Genomic DNA, 14,691 nt, shown 5'->3' with positions numbered 1-14,691 from the left:
GGGGTATATTCTTTGGTGATCTATTTGGATTACTTCTTGGTCTTTTACGGCATAAGCCTGCTTCCTCTATAACAGTGGCTGCCGCACCTGCCGCTGTTGCGCCAGCCACTGTTGCCCCAGCAACAGCCATTCCACAGCACGTCGCACCAGCGACACCGGCGGGGGTCGGCCATTTCGCGCCAGCCCAGGCGGGGCGCGGCTTCCAGGGATTGGTACGGTGCTTGCTCTGGAGCCTTCACTGTCCATTGAGCCACTGTTGAGGAATACACATGTCACGCCCATTGAACGTTGTTGCCGTCTCCGGGGGCACCTGGCGCCCGTCGCGCACCCTGGTGCTGACCCAGGCCATCGTCGCCCAACTGGGTGAGCTGCTGCCTATCCGGGCCCAGGTCATCGAACTCACCGACATCGCCCGCCCCCTGGGCGCCGCGCTGTCGCGCCAGGAAGCCGCTGCCGAGGTGGAAGCCAGCCTGGCCGCTATCGAAAACGCCGACCTGTTGATCGTCGCCTCGCCGGTGTACCGCGGCTCCTATCCCGGCCTGCTCAAGCACCTGTTCGACCTGGTCGACCTCAATGCCCTGATCGACACCCCGGTGCTGCTGGCCGCCACCGGCGGCAGCGACCGCCACGCGCTGGTGCTCGACCACCAGCTGCGCCCGCTGTTCAGCTTCTTCCAGGCGCTGACCCTGCCGATCGGCGTGTACGCCACCGAGGCCGACTTCAGCAACTACCAGATCACCAGCGAGCTGCTGCAGGCGCGCATTCGCCTGGCAGCCGAACGTGCCGCGCCGCTGTTCGGCGGCCTGTCCAACCACCTGCTGAAAATTGCCTGAGGCCTGACATGGATGTTTTCTGGTTCCTGCCCACCCACGGTGACGGCCATTACCTGGGCACCACCCAGGGCGCCCGCCCGGTGACCCTCAATTACCTCAAGCAGGTGGCCCAGGCCGCCGACGACCTGGGCTACCACGGCGTGCTGATTCCCACCGGCCGCTCGTGCGAAGACTCCTGGGTGATCGCCTCGGCGCTGGTGCCGCTCACCGAGCGCCTGCGCTACCTGGTGGCGATCCGCCCGGGCATCATCTCGCCCACGGTGTCGGCGCGCATGGCCGCCACCCTCGACCGGCTGTCCAACGGCCGCCTGCTGATCAACGTGGTCACCGGCGGCGACCCTGACGAAAACCGTGGCGACGGCAGCTTCCTGACCCACGCCGAACGCTACGAGGTCACCGACGAATTCCTGCACATCTGGCGCCGCGTACTGCAAGGCGAGGCCGTGGATTTCGAAGGCAAGCACTTGCACGTGCAGAACGCCAAGGCCCTCTACCCGCCGGTGCAGAAGCCCTACCCGCCGCTGTACTTCGGTGGTTCTTCCGAGGCCGCCCACGCGTTGGCCGCGGAGCAGGTGGACGTCTACCTGACCTGGGGCGAACCGCCGGCCGCGGTGGCCGCCAAGCTCGCCGACATTCGCGAACGCGCCGCCCGCCATGGCCGCCAGGTGCGCTTCGGCATCCGCCTGCACGTGATCGTGCGCCCCACCAGCGAGGAGGCCTGGGACGCCGCCAACCGCCTGATCGAACACATCAGCGACGACACCATCGCCGCCGCCCAGCAGTCGTTCGCGCGCTTCGACTCCGAAGGCCAGCGGCGCATGGCGGCGCTGCACGGTGGCCGCCGCGACGGCCTGGAAATCGCCCCCAACCTGTGGGCCGGCGTCGGCCTGGTGCGCGGCGGCGCCGGCACTGCGCTGGTGGGCAACCCTGAAGAGGTGGCCGCGCGCATCAAGGAATACGCCGATCTGGGCATCGAGAGCTTCATCTTCTCCGGCTACCCGCACCTGGAAGAGGCCTACCGCTTCGCCGAGCTGGTGTTCCCGCTGCTGCCCGAGCCGTACGCCAGCCTGGCCGGCCGCGGCATCACCAACCTCACCGGGCCGTTCGGCGAGATGATCGCCAACGACGTGCTGCCCGCCGCCAAGGCCACGCCATGAGCGAGTTGAATACGCCCCTGGAGATCGCCCGCGCCCTGGCCGCCGACTTCGCCGAAACCGCCGTGGAGCGTGACCTGCGCGGCGGCACGCCGAAGGCCGAGCGCGACGCCCTGCGCCGCAGCGGCCTGCTGGCCATGAGCATTCCCCAGGCGTTCGGTGGCCAGGGCGCCAGCTGGACCGAGACCCTGGGGGTGGTGCGCGAGCTGGCGCGGGTCGACAGTTCCATCGCCCACGTGTTCGGCTTTCATCACCTGATGCTGGCCACCGTGCGCCTGTTCGCCCGCCCCGAGCAGTGGCAGCCCTGGTTCGAGCAGACCGCCCGCCAGCAGTGGTTCTGGGGCAATGCCCTGAACCCGCTGGACACCCGCACCGTGGTGCGCCACTTCAACGGCTGGTGCGAGTTTTCCGGCAAGAAGAGCTTCTGCTCCGGCGCCAGCGACTCGCAGATGCTGATTGCCTCGGCGGTGGATGAGACGGCGGGCGGCAAGCTGCTGATCGCCGCCATCCCCAGCAGCCGCAGCGGCATCACCCTGCACGACGACTGGGACAACTTCGGCCAGCGCCAGACCGACAGCGGCAGCGCCAGCTTCGAGCGGGTGCGGGTGGAGCAGTCCGAGCTGCTGCTGGACCCCGGCCCCTTGAGCACGCCGTTCGCCTGCCTGCGGCCGCTGATCGCGCAGCTGACCTTCACCCACATGTTCCTCGGCCTCACCGAGGGCGCGGTGGAAGAAGCGCGGCACTACACGCTGCATGAGACCCGGCCGTGGTTCAAGTCCGGCAGCCAGGAGGCGCGCCACGACCCTTACGTGCTGGCCCACTACGGCGAGTTCTGGGTGGCGCTGGAGTCGGTGCGCCTGCTGGTGGAGCGCGCCACCCGCCTGCTGGACCAGGCCTGGGCCCGCGGCCCGGCGCTGACCGCAGACGAACGCGGGCACCTGGCCGTGGCCATCGCCACCGCCAAGGTGGCCGCCAGCCGCCACGGCCTGGAGATCTGCAGCCGCCTGTTCGAAGCCACCGGTGCCCGCGCCACCCACGCCTCGCTGCGCCTGGACCGCTACTGGCGCAACCTGCGCACCCAGAGCCTGCACGACCCTATCGACTACAAGCTTCACGAACTCGGCGACTGGGCCCTGAACCGGACGCTGCCGATTCCCACTTTTTATTCCTAGAGAAGCCCATGCAGCTATTGACCTTGCCGCCCTCGCCCGCCCTCGCGACTTCCATCCGCGCCACCGCCCAAGTGTTCGAAGACCCCAAGTCGCGAGCCCTGCTGGCGCACCTGCAACAGATCGCCCCCAGTGAGGCCAGCGTGCTGATCATCGGCGAGACCGGCACGGGCAAGGAGCTGGTGGCCCGCCACATTCACAACCTCAGCGGCCGTTGCAACCGGCCGTTCGTGGCGGTCAACTGCGGGGCGTTCTCGGAGTCGCTGGTGGAGGCCGAGCTGTTCGGCCACGAGAAAGGCGCCTTCACCGGCGCCCTGGCGGCCAAGGCCGGCTGGTTCGAGGAAGCCAACGGCGGCACGCTGTTCCTCGACGAGATCGGCGACCTGCCCATGGCCATCCAGGTGAAGCTGCTGCGGGTGCTGCAGGAACGCGAGGTGGTGCGCCTGGGCTCGCGCAAGTCCATTCCCATCGACGTGCGCGTGCTGGCAGCCACCAACGTGCAACTGGAGCGGGCGATCAACGCCGGGCACTTCCGCGAGGACCTGTACTACCGCCTCGACGTGGTGAGCATGGACCTGAGCCCGCTGCGCGACCGCCCCGGCGACATCCTGCCGCTGACCCGGCACTTCATCAACGCCTACAGCCAGCGCCTGGGCTACGGCACCGTGACCCTAAGCCCGGAAGCCGAATTCAAGCTGCGCACCTACCAGTGGCCGGGCAACATCCGCGAGCTGGAGAACGTGATTCACCACACCTTGCTGATCTGCCGCAACGGCGTGATCCAGCCCGAGGACCTGCGCCTGTCGCACATGCGCATCGAGCGCCAGGACGACAGCCAGCCCTGCGACGACTCGGCCGAAGCACTGCTGGAGCGGGCCTTCCAGAAGCTGTTCGCCGAACAGGCCGGGGCGCTGCACGAGAAGGTCGAGGATGCGCTGCTGCGCGCGGCCTACAAGTTCAGCCACTACAACCAGGTGCACACCGCCAACCTGCTGGGCCTGACCCGCAACGTCACGCGCACGCGGCTGATCAAAATCGGCGAACTGGCGGTGAACAAGCGCCGGCCGGGCGAGACCATCCAGCAGGACCGGGTGCTGCAGCTTTCAATCTGACAGTGGCAGGACGCAGCCTTCGGCAGCTGCTACGGGCCCCGTAGCAGCTGCCGAAGGCTGCGTCTCCGCCCCCCGCTACTCAGGCAGGCTCAGCCACCCGCAAAGCTTCAAGCTCACGCACCAGCGGCAACACGTGCTTGCCGAAATATTCCACCTCTTCCTGGAAGTGCAGGAACCCCGCCAGCACCAGGTCCACGCCCACCGCCTTCAGCGCGACGATACGCTCGGCGATCTGCCGCGGCGTGCCGATGAGGTTGGTCTTGAAGCCGTCGTTGTACTGCACCAGGTCCTCGTAGCTGGACTTGGCCCAGTTGCCCTCGCCTTCGGGCGAGGCGCTGCCGGCCTGCTTGGCCGCCGCACCGAAGGCGCTGACCGCCTCGAAGTCGGCCTTGTCGATGATCTCGGCCAGCACCGCGCGGGCCTCGGCCTCGGTGTCGCGGGCAATGACGAAGGCGTTGACGCCCACCTTCACCGAATGGCCGTTGGCGGCCGCCTTGGCGCGAATGTCGTCGACCTGGGCCTTGATGCCTTCCACCGTGTTGCCATTGGTGAAGTACCAGTCCGACACCCGCGCCGCCATGTCCCGCGCCGCCCGGCTGCTGCCGCCCTGGAAGATCTCCGGGTGCGGCTGCTGCAGCGGCTTGGGCTTGAGGGTGTAGTCGTTGAAGCGGTAGAAGTCGCCGCGGTAGGTGAAATGGTCCTGGGTCCAGATGCCCTTCAGCGCGGTGATGAACTCTTCCGAGCGGCGGTAGCGCTCGTCGTGCTCCAGCCACGGCTCGCCGATGGCGGTGAACTCGCCCTTGAACCAGCCGCTGACGATGTTCACCGCGATGCGCCCACCGGTGAGCTGGTCGATGGTGGCCAGCTGCTTGGCGGCCAGCGCCGGCTGCCACGGGCCAGGCAAAATCGCCGCGATCACTTTCAGCTTCTGCGTGGCCGCCAGCAGCGCGTGGCTGAACGCCACCGACTCGTGCTGGTTGTCGGCGCCGTAGCCGGCGGTGAAGCGGATCTGGGTGAGGCCGTATTCGAAGCCGGCGGCCTCGGCCAGCTGCGCCAGCTTGCGGTTGTAGTCGATGTCCCAGCTGGTGCGCTGGGCAATCTTGCTCACCACCAGGCCGCCGCTGACGTTAGGCACCCAGTAGGCAAATTTCACGGGGGTATGGCTCATGTCGGTTCGCTCTTGGGGACAAAGGTGCAGTACCCGGAGCAGCAACCATGCCAAACATTAAAACTTATGAAATTCAATCAGTTGGATGCAAAGGCAAGCCGAGCAACTGTCTGCCCGGATGCAATTGCTGAATCACTGTTGGCCCACCAACAGTTCACTCCAGCGCCGGGCATTCGGGCTGCGACACCCGCGCGGCGAAGCGGATGTAGGCCTTGTCCCCCACCACGTACAGGCCATAGAACGGCCGGCTGACCACCGGCGCGCCCAGGGTGGCGAGGTCCACCGACTCATCGGCCAGGGTGGTCACCCCCCACTTGCGCAGCTGCTCGGGCAGGAACTGGTAGTCGTTGGCGGCGATAAAGCGCAGTGCCGGCAGCATGCGTTGCACGCACACGCGGGCGAAGACGTTGTTGATGTCGTTGTTGTTGTCCTCCAGCACGCTGATGCTGCTGGCCTGGCTCACCTGCGGGTGGTTGAAGATGTCCGTCACCACCAGCGTGCGCACGAACTGCTGCAGCTCGTTCTGCTCGCGCAGGTACTGCCCGTAGACGTAGGCGAAAGACAGGAACACCGCCAGCGGCAACGCCAGCACCAGGGTCCAGCGCACTGCCAGGCGCGCGATGAAGCCATGGGCCAGGAGCAGCAGCGCCACCAGCAACGGCGCCACGCCCACCAGGGTACGGGCGTCGGAGTTGTTGCCGAAGTCGTACAGCACCAGCAGCAACCCGCCCACCGCCAGCACGGCCCCCACGGCCGCCAATGCGGTGATGGCCAGGTACGCGGCTTTCAGCCCCGCGCGCACCGGCGTGCGCAGCGCCGTCGCCAGCGTCAGCCCAAGCCCGGCCAGGGCGCACAGCGCCAGCAGGGCGAACACCCAGCCGTTGGCCGGGGTGATGAACAGCCCGACCTTGCCGGCCAGCGCGCCCAGGCGCACGCCCCACTCGTGCAGCGTCGGCCACACCACGCCGCCGCGGTCGTTCATCAGCAACTGGTAGGCCGTGAGGTAATAGAACACGCCGCCGGCCAGCAGCACGGCCAGGTGTTGCAGCGGCTGCCACAGCAGCGCCCTGAACGTGGCGGGGATGGTGGTGTGACGAAGCAGGTCCACGCAGGCCAGGCCGACGAAGACGTTCAGCGGCAGCTGGTCCAGGCTCATGGCCGCCGTCAGCATGGCGCCGCGAACCAGCACCTGCCACCCCGCCGCGCGCAGGCTGAAGCTGATGGCCAGCACCACCAGGGCCACGCCCAGGCTCAGGGTCAGGCATTCGTACTGGTACGACAGTTCCTGCAAGTAGAACGGGTTGTACCACAGCGGCAGCAACACCAGGCAGTGGCTCAGGGTGGGCCGCCGGAACCAGTGGAACGCCAGGTGGGCCAGGGCCACGGCCATCACCAAAATCGCCAGCAGCATCGACAGCGGGAAGAAATCCGGGGTGCCGGGGGTGAAGCTTACGGCGTTGAACAGGTAGTCACCCAGCGGCCGGCCCTCGGGCTTCCACCAGGTGGCCGCCTGCATTTCCCGCAGGTTGTCGTCGATGAACAACACGTTGTCGAGGATCAGCGGCAGCACGTACAGGCCCAGCGCGGCGAGGTAGAACAGCAGCACCTGCAGCGCCGTGAGCGGCTGGCTGGCCAGGGTCTGCAACAGGCGGCCCAGGCGCGCGCCACTGACAATGGGCATTTCAGCAAGGTCGGTATCGTGCGGTTGCGGCATCGAAGGCTCCACTTCAGAAAACGGTTCCTGCGACCAGTTCAGTGCAGGGCGGCGCATCCGTCCAGTGTCGTCAGGCCCACGCTTTGCTGATCCGCTGCTGCCACGCCAACAGCGCCAGGCCACCTGGCACGCGCATCGTCCCGGAAAACGGGGCGGTGCGACGCGGCACGATGCCTGCAACGCGGTGGTATCGAACCAGAGAACCTTGCCATGACCGACCATCAGATCATCAACCCGCTGGCCACCGGCACCGACTACCAGGCCCTGGCCGCCCGCTTCCGGCCGATCTTCGCGCGCATCGCCGAAGGCGCCGTGGCCCGCGAGCAGCAGCGCACCCTGCCCCACGAGCCGATTCGCTGGCTCAAGGAAGCCGGTTTCGGCGCCGTGCGCGTGCCGGTGGAGTACGGCGGTGGCGGCGCCTCGTTGCCGCAACTGTTCGAGCTGCTGATTGAACTGGCCGAGGCCGACGCCAACGTGCCCCAGGCCTTGCGCGGGCACTTTGCCTTCGCCGAAGACCGCCTCAACGCCCCGCCCTCGCCGGCCCGCGACCGCTGGTTCGCGCGCTTCGTGGCCGGCGATATCGTCGGCTGCGCCTGGACCGAGATCGGCGCGGTAAACATCGGCGACGTGATCACCCAGGTCAGCCCGGACGGCGAACAATGGCGCCTCAACGGCGAGAAGTTCTACAGCACCGGCAGCCTGTTTTCCGACTGGATCGACGTGTTCGCCCGCCGCAGTGACACCGGCGCCGATGTCATCGCCGCCGTGCGCACGAACCAGCCGGGCATCGTCCAGACCGACGACTGGGATGGCTTCGGCCAGCGCACCACCGGCAGCGGCAGCTCGCGCTTCGTGGACGCGGTGGTGGAGGCCGAGCACGTGATCGACTTCGCCAGCCGCTTCAAGTACCAGACCGCGTTCTACCAACTGGTGCTGCTGGCCACCCTGTCAGGCATCGGCCGCGCCGCCCTGCGCGACGTGAGCCAGGGCGTCAGCCAGCGCCGGCGCATCTACAGCCACGGCAACGCGCCGCAGGTCAGCCAGGATGCGCAAGTGCAGCAGGTGGTGGGCGAAATCGCCGCCTGGGTGTACGCCGCCGAAGCCGCTACCTTGCGCGCCACGCAGCCGGCACAGCGCGCCTACCTGGCACGCTTCGGCCACGACGCGGCTGCCGAGCACCAGGCCAACGTCGACGCCGAGCTGGAATCGGCGCGCGCCCAGGTCGCGGTCACCGAACTGATCCAGCGCGCCACCACCACGCTGTTCAACGCCCTGGGCGCCTCGGACGTGCGCACCGGCAAGTCCCTGGACCGCCATTGGCGCAACGCGCGCACGGTGTCCTCGCACAACCCCACCATCTACAAGGCGCGCATCGTCGGCGACTGGGCCATCAACGGCACCGAACCGCCGTTCGTATGGCAGATCGGCAACGGCCCCTCCGCCACGTAGCAGCTGCCCAAGGCTGCGTCCGGGTTCACCGCGGTACGCCGGGAACAGCGCGGCGCCTTGGACGCGGCCTGCGGCCGCTGCTACAGAAACCGGCCTTGGCGACGCGCATGCACGTAGCAGCTGCCGAAGGCGGCGTCACGGGCACGCGCTGGCAGGCTCGTCGTACAGCCCGCTGTGCAGCGCCCAGCGGATGCGGGCGATGTCTGCCAGGACGCCCACTGCCACCTTGGCAATGGCAACGCCGCCCAGCTTGCTGCCCTGCTTCACGTCGCGCCAATCGTCGATCGGCAGCACGGTACAGGGGTAACCCAACTGGCGGGCCAGGGCCAGCACCTCAAGGTCGAAGCCGAACCCGCCGATGCGCTGGCGGCTGAACAACGCCTGCGCCACGTCGGCGCGAAACACCTTGAAGCCGCACTGGGTGTCCTCGATGCCCGGCACCAGCAGCCACTGGGCCAGGTAATTGCCACTGCGCGAGATGTGCTGGCGCACGCCGCGATGGGTCACGCCCAACGGGCGTACGCCGATGCCCAGCGGCTCGTTGCGGGCCATCAGGGCGAACACCTGCTGCAGGTGGTGCAAGGGGGTGGCCAGGTCGGCATCCATGAACAGTCGGTACTGGCCGCGGGCGCCCAGCATGCCCAGGGCCACCTGACGGCCTTTGGTAAACTGCCCGGCGGGCCTGGGGCCGGCGTCGATCAGTTGCACGCCAGGGTGGGCGAGCACCACCTGCGCCGTGCCGTCGGGGCTGCGCGCATCCACCACCACGATGTCCACCGCCAGTTGCGAGGCATGCCGCGCCAGGTAAACACTGAGCTGCTCCAGGCTGCGCTCCAGGCGCGGCACACCCGCGACCGGCATCGCCTCGTTGTAGGTGGGGATGATGATGGACAGGTCGACGACGGGTGTGTTCACGGTGAACCCTCGGGCGCCCGGGCGCTGGCGACAAACACCCATCGCCGGTAGCCCAGGTAGTTGAACAGCATCACCAGTGCGACGGCGATGAACCAGGCCAGGTTGCGCAGCAACAACGCCTGGCCGGCCGGCGCCACCGGCAGCCAGCGCACCCAGGCCTCGCCGGCCCCAAGCACCCAGGCCATCAGCAAGGGCCGCAGCCCGTAGACACTGGCGGCCGTCAGCACCACGAAGAGTAGCCTGCGCGGCCAGGGCGTGCCGGCCACCCGGAACGTGAAGCGCTGGTGCAGGACAAAGCCGTTGAGCATGGCGACGCTGCCAGCGACCACCGCTGCGGCGATCACCGGTAACCCGAGCCAATCGGCGCTCAACAGGTTGAACAACAGCGCGTCCAGCAACGTGTTGGCCAGGCCCGCAAGGCCGAACCGTGCCAGGCTCACGGCCGGGCCTCGCGCTGGTACAGCCAGACTTCGGGGGTCTGCCCCTGCAAGTGATCCACCAACCGCCAGCCACCCTTCGAGAACGGGGCCTGGGCTGCAGCGTCGTGGGCGAAATCCAGCCACCACAACCGGTGGACGTCTGCAGGCACGTCGGCCAGCGAACGCAGGAGGTCCGCCGCCCCATCGCGATACAGCAAACCCGAGTAGCCGTAGGCAAACGGCAACTGCGGCCCGGCCAGTACCTGCATGGCCACCCCCTCCGGCAAGTAGAAAAACACCCTGGCATAACTGTAGATGCTGTCTGTCAGCACCAGGTCGCCGGGTTGCAGGCGAGCGCCCAGGTAGTGGGCCACGAAGGGCACGCGCTCGTCGGCGCGCGGCAGCTTCTCGACGCGATCGTTGCCGGTGAACAACGCGTGGAGCCCCACTGCCGACAGGCCGGCGAGCACCGCCAGCCCTGCCGCCGCCCAGGCCTTGTGGCGCGCCAATGCCTGGTCCAGTGCCAGCGCCAGCAGCAGCGGCAACGCACCCGCCGGGTAGATCAGGTAGCGGGGGTAGAACATCGACACCTTCCAGGACACGGCCAGCACCAGGACGATCGGCACCAGCACGCTCGCCACCAACAGCGCCGCCGGCTCCAGTGCGTGGCGCCGCCGCACCAGCAGCCCGACGGCCACGGCCAGCAGCGCCAGCGGCCAGGCGAGCCACAGCAGGGTGGGCCAGGCGTGGGCGTCGCCGAGCAAGGTAAAGGTCCAGATCAGGTCCGGCAGGCTGGCGGCCGTGACCGGCGGCACCCAGCCCAGGGTCCAGCCGGTGTGCTGCAGTTGCTGTTGCAGGCTGGGCAGCCAGGGCACGAACAGCACCGCCACGAGCCCGGTAGCGGCCCACCACTGGGGCGCCATCAACTCGCGCCGGCCGCGGCGCAGCCACAGCCATGCCAGGTAGCACCAGTGGCTGGCCAGGGCCAGGCCAGCGAAGTAATGGCTGTACAAGGCGGCGCTCATCAGTGCGCTGTATAGCAGCAACAGGGGCCAGCGCCCCGGCGAACGCAGCCACAACACCATCACCAGGGTCGCCGACCACAGCCACAAGGCCAACCAGCTGTACATGCGCACGTCCTGGCTGTAGCGCACCAGGAACGGCGCCACCGCCAACAGCAGGCCCGCCAGCCACGCCGTCCGGCGGCCGGCCAGCAGATCCATCAGCCAGGCCTGGACGAACACGCTGGCCACGCCGGGCAGCACGCTCAGCAGTCGGACCCCCGCGACGCTGTGCCCCACCAGTTCCAGCCAGCCGTGCAGCAGGAAGTAGTACAGCGGCGGATGGGCATCCAGCGCTGTCCAGTGCACGATATCGTCCAGGCTCATCTGGCTGAGCAGCAGGCTGTAGCCCTCATCGCCCGACAGCGGCCGCTGCGGCAGCTGCCAGCACCGCACGGCCGTGGCCAATAGCAGCAACAGCCAGAAACGGTAGTCACGCAACAGCGTGCGCGTGGTGGTGGGCATGCACACACTCCATGGGCCGGGTACCCATGACTGTGGCTGCGGGGCTGACACCTGTCCAGTCAGGTCAAAAAGTATTCAAGCGCGCCGCTGCGGGCACGATTGCCCACGCCCGTAGCAGCTGCCGCCAGGCTGCGTCAGGCCACACCGTGGTGACCGGGAACCAGCCTGGCGGCAGCGGCTACGGGGATTGTGTGACCAGGGTATTGGCCAGGGCCTTGGCTTGCAGCGCCACGTCGGTGACGGCCGTGCTTTCCCACCACAGGCCGCGCAGCGGTGGGCCCATGGCGAACAGCCGGGGCGAGGCCTGGCCGGCGGCGTCGTGCACGGCGCCGTTGGCTTGGGCAGCGATGCCCAGCGCCAGCGGGCCGGGGCGGATCAGGCCGCGCGCCAGCAGCTGCCGGGGCAGCGGCCGGTCCACGCGGCGCCAGTCGTATTCGATGCCGGTGGAGTTGATCAGCGCCACACCGGTATCGATGCGCTCGGCGGCCTGGCCGCGGTCACGCACGCGGATGCCCACCTGGCCGTCTTCGGTGGGGGCCAGGCCCAGCAGTTGCGCGGCGTCGATGCGCACCCGCCCCTCTTCCAGCAAGCGCTGCAGCAATGCATCGCTGGGCGGCGGCGAGCGGTGGTGATGGCTTTCCCACCACGGCCGCGCATGGCGCACGAACTGGCGCTTGTGCCAATCGCTGGCACCGCTCCACAGCCGGCCGATGTGGGCGCGCACGGTGTCCAGCGGCGCCTGCCAGTCGATGCCGGCGGCCTGGGCCTCGCGGCATTGCCGGCGCAGCGCGCGCCACACCTGCAACGGCGTGCGGAGGGTGGGGTCGGCGGCCAGGAAGTCCGGCCACGCCGGCGGCTGCCGGCGCACCTGGGGCAACAGGCCATGGCGCGAATAGATCTGGATCGGCCCGCGGTGCCCGGCCTGTTCCAGGGACACCACGGCGTCGACCATGGTCAGCCCGGAGCCGATGATCAGCACCCGGCCGTCTGGGTCGAGGCCAGCCATGGCCTGCACGTCCCATGGGTCCACCGCCGCGGCGTTGAGGCCGCTGGACTGGCGCTGGCGGGTGCGCGCCGCCGGGAACATGCCGGTGGCCAGCACCGCCTGGCTGCCGTGCACCTGGCTGCCGTCGGCGAGGGTCAGGCGCACGCCATCGGCGTCCACCTGCAGGTCGACGATTTCGCTGCGCACATGCTCCAGGGTCGATCCCCAGGTGGCCCCCGCTGCTCGCGCCGCCGCCAGGTGCTGCTGGGCGTAGACGCCAAACAACCCGCGCGGCGGGAACAACTCGGCAACCGGCACGTGCTGGCGGTCGGCCTCGGGCCAGCCGCCGGCGGCGATGTGCGCAGCCAGCCACTGGGTCAGGTCCTCGGCGTTGTCGGGGTCCACGCTCATGCGCGCGGCGTTGCCGTTGAGGGTGTGGCCCAGCTCGGTGGCGCTGTAGGCTTCGCCGCGGCCCAGTTCGGGGCGCGGTTCGAACACCCGCAGCCGGCGCTGGCCGGGCTGGCGCAGCAGTTGCGCGGCCAGCAGGGTGCCGGACAGGCCGCCGCCGATGATCAGGATGTCTTGCATGGGGTGCTCACTGTTAGCAGTGGGGTTGCCGGGAACATCATAAACAGCTTCACGGTTTTCGGTAGCCCGCCGCCGGGTGATTGCCGGGCAGCCGCGCGCCTTCGCCGAACAGCTTCTCGCGCAGGGTGCCGCTGCGGTACTGGGTCTTGTACACCCCGCGCTTCTGCAGTTCGGGCACCAGGTGGTCGACCACGTCACTGAAGGTTTCGTGAGTCACCGCGTAGGCCAGGTTGAAGCCGTCGACGTCGGTGTCGGCCACCCATTCCTCCAGCAGGTCGGCGACGGTCTCGGGGCCGCCGACGAACAGCGGGCCGAAGCCGCCGATGCCCACCCAGTCCGCCAGCTCGTTGGGGGTCCAGACCGTATCCGGGTCGGCGGTGCTGAAGGCTTCCACCGCCGACTGGATGGCGTTGGTCTTGACGTGGCGCAGGGCCTCGCCGGGCTGGAACTGGCTGAAGTCGATGCCGGTCCAGCCGCTGATCAGCGCCATGGCGCCCTCGTAGCTGACCCAGGACTTGTACTCCTCGAACTTGGCCCGGGCCTTGGCGTCGGTCTCGTCGACGATCACCGTCTGCAGGTTGAAGATCAGCACGCTGCGCGGATCGCGCCCGGCCTCGGCGGCGCGGCGGCGGATGTCGGCCACGGTCTTCTTCAGCAGCACCTTGGACGGCGCGGCAACGAACACGCACTCGGCATGCTCGGCGGCGAATTGCTTGCCCCGGCTGGACGCGCCCGCCTGGTACAGCAGCGGCGTGCGCTGCGGCGACGGTTCGCACAGGTGAATGCCGGGCACCTGGAAGTGCTTGCCGTGGTGCTTGATGGGGTGGATCTTGCTCGGGTCGCTGAAGAGGCGCCGCTCGCGGTCGCGCAGCACCGCGTCCTCCTCCCAACTGCCTTCCCACAGCTTGTAGCAGACCTCCAGGTACTCCTCGGCGTAGTCATAGCGCGCGTCGTGCTCGGTCTGTGCGGCCTGGCCGATGTTCTTGGCGCCGCTCTCCAGGTACGAGGTGACGATGTTCCAGCCGGCGCGGCCCTGGGTCAGGTGGTCCAGGGTCGACAGGCGCCGGGCGAACGGGTACGGGTGCTCGAACGACAGCGACGCGGTGAGGCCGAACCCCAGGTGCTCGGTGACCATCGCCATGGGTGGAATCAGCTGCAGCGGGTCGTTGACCGGCACCTGGGTGGCCTGGCGAATGGCGGCGTCGCCATTGCCCTGGTACACGTCGTAGATACCCAGCACGTCGGCGATGAACAGGCCGTCGAACTTGCCGCGCTCGAGGATTTTAGCCAGGTCGGTCCAATAGGCCAGGTCCTTGTATTCCCACGAGCGGTCCCGCGGGTGCGCCCACAGGCCTGGGGACTGATGGCCCACGCAATTCATGTCAAAGGCGTTGAGGCGGATTTCACGCGACATGCAGCTCTCCAAACTGAACAAAGATTCATACACTTGATGAGCAGGTCATTGCACAGTGCGTGCCGCTTCGCCGCGCCCCATGTTTGCGGGGCCATGGCCATAAGCCGGGGCGGCACGGGCTTGCTGTTGGCCAGCAAACTGTTGCGCGGCTGTTGGCTGAGCAACAGTGGCGGCGCGGGCGTGGGACGAAAATTTCACGGCCAGCGTTATACAGTTACTTTTTATGGGTAGACTGCCCGGTCGCC

Annotated in this window: 12 protein-coding genes; 5 read left to right on the top strand and 7 right to left on the bottom strand. The window is 68.4% G+C overall.

All coding sequences use genetic code 11. The features are described from left to right. Positions 1 to 269: 269 nt before the first annotated feature. The 4 genes from msuE to RAM80_RS28115 are packed head-to-tail and all read left to right on the top strand — an operon-like array spanning position 270 to position 4,268. Entirely contained in the window at positions 270 to 833 is a 564-nt protein-coding gene (gene msuE / locus RAM80_RS28130) for an FMN reductase (protein WP_416423646.1), read from the top strand. Positions 834 to 841: 8 nt separating this feature from the next. Then, positions 842 to 1,990 (top strand): FMNH2-dependent alkanesulfonate monooxygenase, encoded by a 1,149-nt coding sequence (gene ssuD / locus RAM80_RS28125; RefSeq protein WP_416423645.1) that lies wholly within the window; start codon positions 842 to 844, stop codon positions 1,988 to 1,990. Next, positions 1,987 to 3,159 (top strand): acyl-CoA dehydrogenase family protein, encoded by a 1,173-nt coding sequence (locus RAM80_RS28120; protein WP_416423644.1) that lies wholly within the window; start codon positions 1,987 to 1,989, stop codon positions 3,157 to 3,159. The genes ssuD and RAM80_RS28120 overlap by 4 nt, the downstream gene beginning before the upstream one ends. A gap of 8 nt (positions 3,160 to 3,167) precedes the next feature. Further along, the gene (locus RAM80_RS28115) at positions 3,168 to 4,268 is read left to right on the top strand and encodes a sigma-54 interaction domain-containing protein (RefSeq protein WP_416423643.1); all 1,101 of its coding nucleotides are present in this window, start codon (positions 3,168 to 3,170) and stop codon (positions 4,266 to 4,268) included. Between the two features lie 79 nt (positions 4,269 to 4,347). On the opposite strand, the gene sfnG is transcribed toward RAM80_RS28115, so the two are convergent. Both sfnG and RAM80_RS28105 read right to left on the bottom strand, forming a co-directional pair. Then, positions 4,348 to 5,436 carry a dimethylsulfone monooxygenase SfnG gene (gene sfnG, locus RAM80_RS28110; protein WP_416423642.1) on the bottom strand — a complete coding sequence of 363 codons (1,089 nt, stop codon included), beginning with the start codon at positions 5,434 to 5,436 and terminating at the stop codon, positions 4,348 to 4,350. Positions 5,437 to 5,590: 154 nt separating this feature from the next. After that, positions 5,591 to 7,150, bottom strand: a complete 1,560-nt coding sequence (locus RAM80_RS28105) for a glucosyltransferase domain-containing protein (protein ID WP_416423641.1) — start codon at positions 7,148 to 7,150, stop codon at positions 5,591 to 5,593. A gap of 210 nt (positions 7,151 to 7,360) precedes the next feature. On the opposite strand from RAM80_RS28105, the gene RAM80_RS28100 reads away from it, so the two are divergent. Next, positions 7,361 to 8,599 carry an acyl-CoA dehydrogenase family protein gene (locus RAM80_RS28100; RefSeq protein ID WP_416423640.1) on the top strand — a complete coding sequence of 413 codons (1,239 nt, stop codon included), beginning with the start codon at positions 7,361 to 7,363 and terminating at the stop codon, positions 8,597 to 8,599. 135 nt (positions 8,600 to 8,734) lie between these two features. Here RAM80_RS28100 and RAM80_RS28095 read toward each other — a convergent pair whose 3' ends face one another. The 5 genes from RAM80_RS28095 to RAM80_RS28075 all read right to left on the bottom strand — a co-directional run bounded on the left by RAM80_RS28095 (position 8,735) and on the right by RAM80_RS28075 (position 14,446). Next, positions 8,735 to 9,514: a glycosyltransferase gene (locus tag RAM80_RS28095; protein WP_416423639.1), complete on the bottom strand. Its 780-nt coding sequence runs from the start codon at positions 9,512 to 9,514 to the stop codon at positions 8,735 to 8,737. Further along, positions 9,511 to 9,954, bottom strand: coding sequence for a GtrA family protein (locus RAM80_RS28090; protein WP_416423638.1), 444 nt, complete (start codon positions 9,952 to 9,954; stop codon positions 9,511 to 9,513). Before RAM80_RS28090 ends, RAM80_RS28095 begins: the two co-directional genes overlap by 4 nt. Further along, positions 9,951 to 11,459: a glycosyltransferase family 39 protein gene (locus RAM80_RS28085; protein WP_416423637.1), complete on the bottom strand. Its 1,509-nt coding sequence runs from the start codon at positions 11,457 to 11,459 to the stop codon at positions 9,951 to 9,953. Before RAM80_RS28085 ends, RAM80_RS28090 begins: the two co-directional genes overlap by 4 nt. Positions 11,460 to 11,637: 178 nt before the next feature. Next, complete coding sequence (locus RAM80_RS28080; protein WP_416423636.1) at positions 11,638 to 13,032, bottom strand: FAD/NAD(P)-binding protein; 1,395 nt, start codon at positions 13,030 to 13,032, stop codon at positions 11,638 to 11,640. 49 nt (positions 13,033 to 13,081) lie between these two features. Then, a complete protein-coding gene (locus RAM80_RS28075; RefSeq protein ID WP_416423635.1) occupies positions 13,082 to 14,446 on the bottom strand; it encodes an LLM class flavin-dependent oxidoreductase in 1,365 nt (454 codons plus the stop codon). Positions 14,447 to 14,691 lie beyond the last annotated feature (245 nt).

This window comes from Pseudomonas sp. App30, from assembly GCF_047947025.1.
Lineage (GTDB): Bacteria > Pseudomonadota > Gammaproteobacteria > Pseudomonadales > Pseudomonadaceae > Aquipseudomonas.
This window is presented reverse-complemented; position numbering and strand designations above follow the sequence as displayed.

What these genes read in the sequence shown, in the direction of transcription:
- msuE (WP_416423646.1), top strand. Translation starts at nt 270, where the DNA reads ATGTCACGCCCATTGAACGTTGTTGCCGTCTCCGGGGGCACCTGGCGC.
- ssuD (WP_416423645.1), top strand. Translation starts at nt 842, where the DNA reads ATGGATGTTTTCTGGTTCCTGCCCACCCACGGTGACGGCCATTACCTG.
- RAM80_RS28120 (WP_416423644.1), top strand. Translation starts at nt 1,987, where the DNA reads ATGAGCGAGTTGAATACGCCCCTGGAGATCGCCCGCGCCCTGGCCGCC.
- RAM80_RS28115 (WP_416423643.1), top strand. Translation starts at nt 3,168, where the DNA reads ATGCAGCTATTGACCTTGCCGCCCTCGCCCGCCCTCGCGACTTCCATC.
- sfnG (WP_416423642.1), bottom strand. Translation starts at nt 5,436, where the DNA reads ATGAGCCATACCCCCGTGAAATTTGCCTACTGGGTGCCTAACGTCAGC.
- RAM80_RS28105 (WP_416423641.1), bottom strand. Translation starts at nt 7,150, where the DNA reads ATGCCGCAACCGCACGATACCGACCTTGCTGAAATGCCCATTGTCAGT.
- RAM80_RS28100 (WP_416423640.1), top strand. Translation starts at nt 7,361, where the DNA reads ATGACCGACCATCAGATCATCAACCCGCTGGCCACCGGCACCGACTAC.
- RAM80_RS28085 (WP_416423637.1), bottom strand. Translation starts at nt 11,459, where the DNA reads ATGCCCACCACCACGCGCACGCTGTTGCGTGACTACCGTTTCTGGCTG.
- RAM80_RS28080 (WP_416423636.1), bottom strand. Translation starts at nt 13,032, where the DNA reads ATGCAAGACATCCTGATCATCGGCGGCGGCCTGTCCGGCACCCTGCTG.
- RAM80_RS28075 (WP_416423635.1), bottom strand. Translation starts at nt 14,446, where the DNA reads ATGTCGCGTGAAATCCGCCTCAACGCCTTTGACATGAATTGCGTGGGC.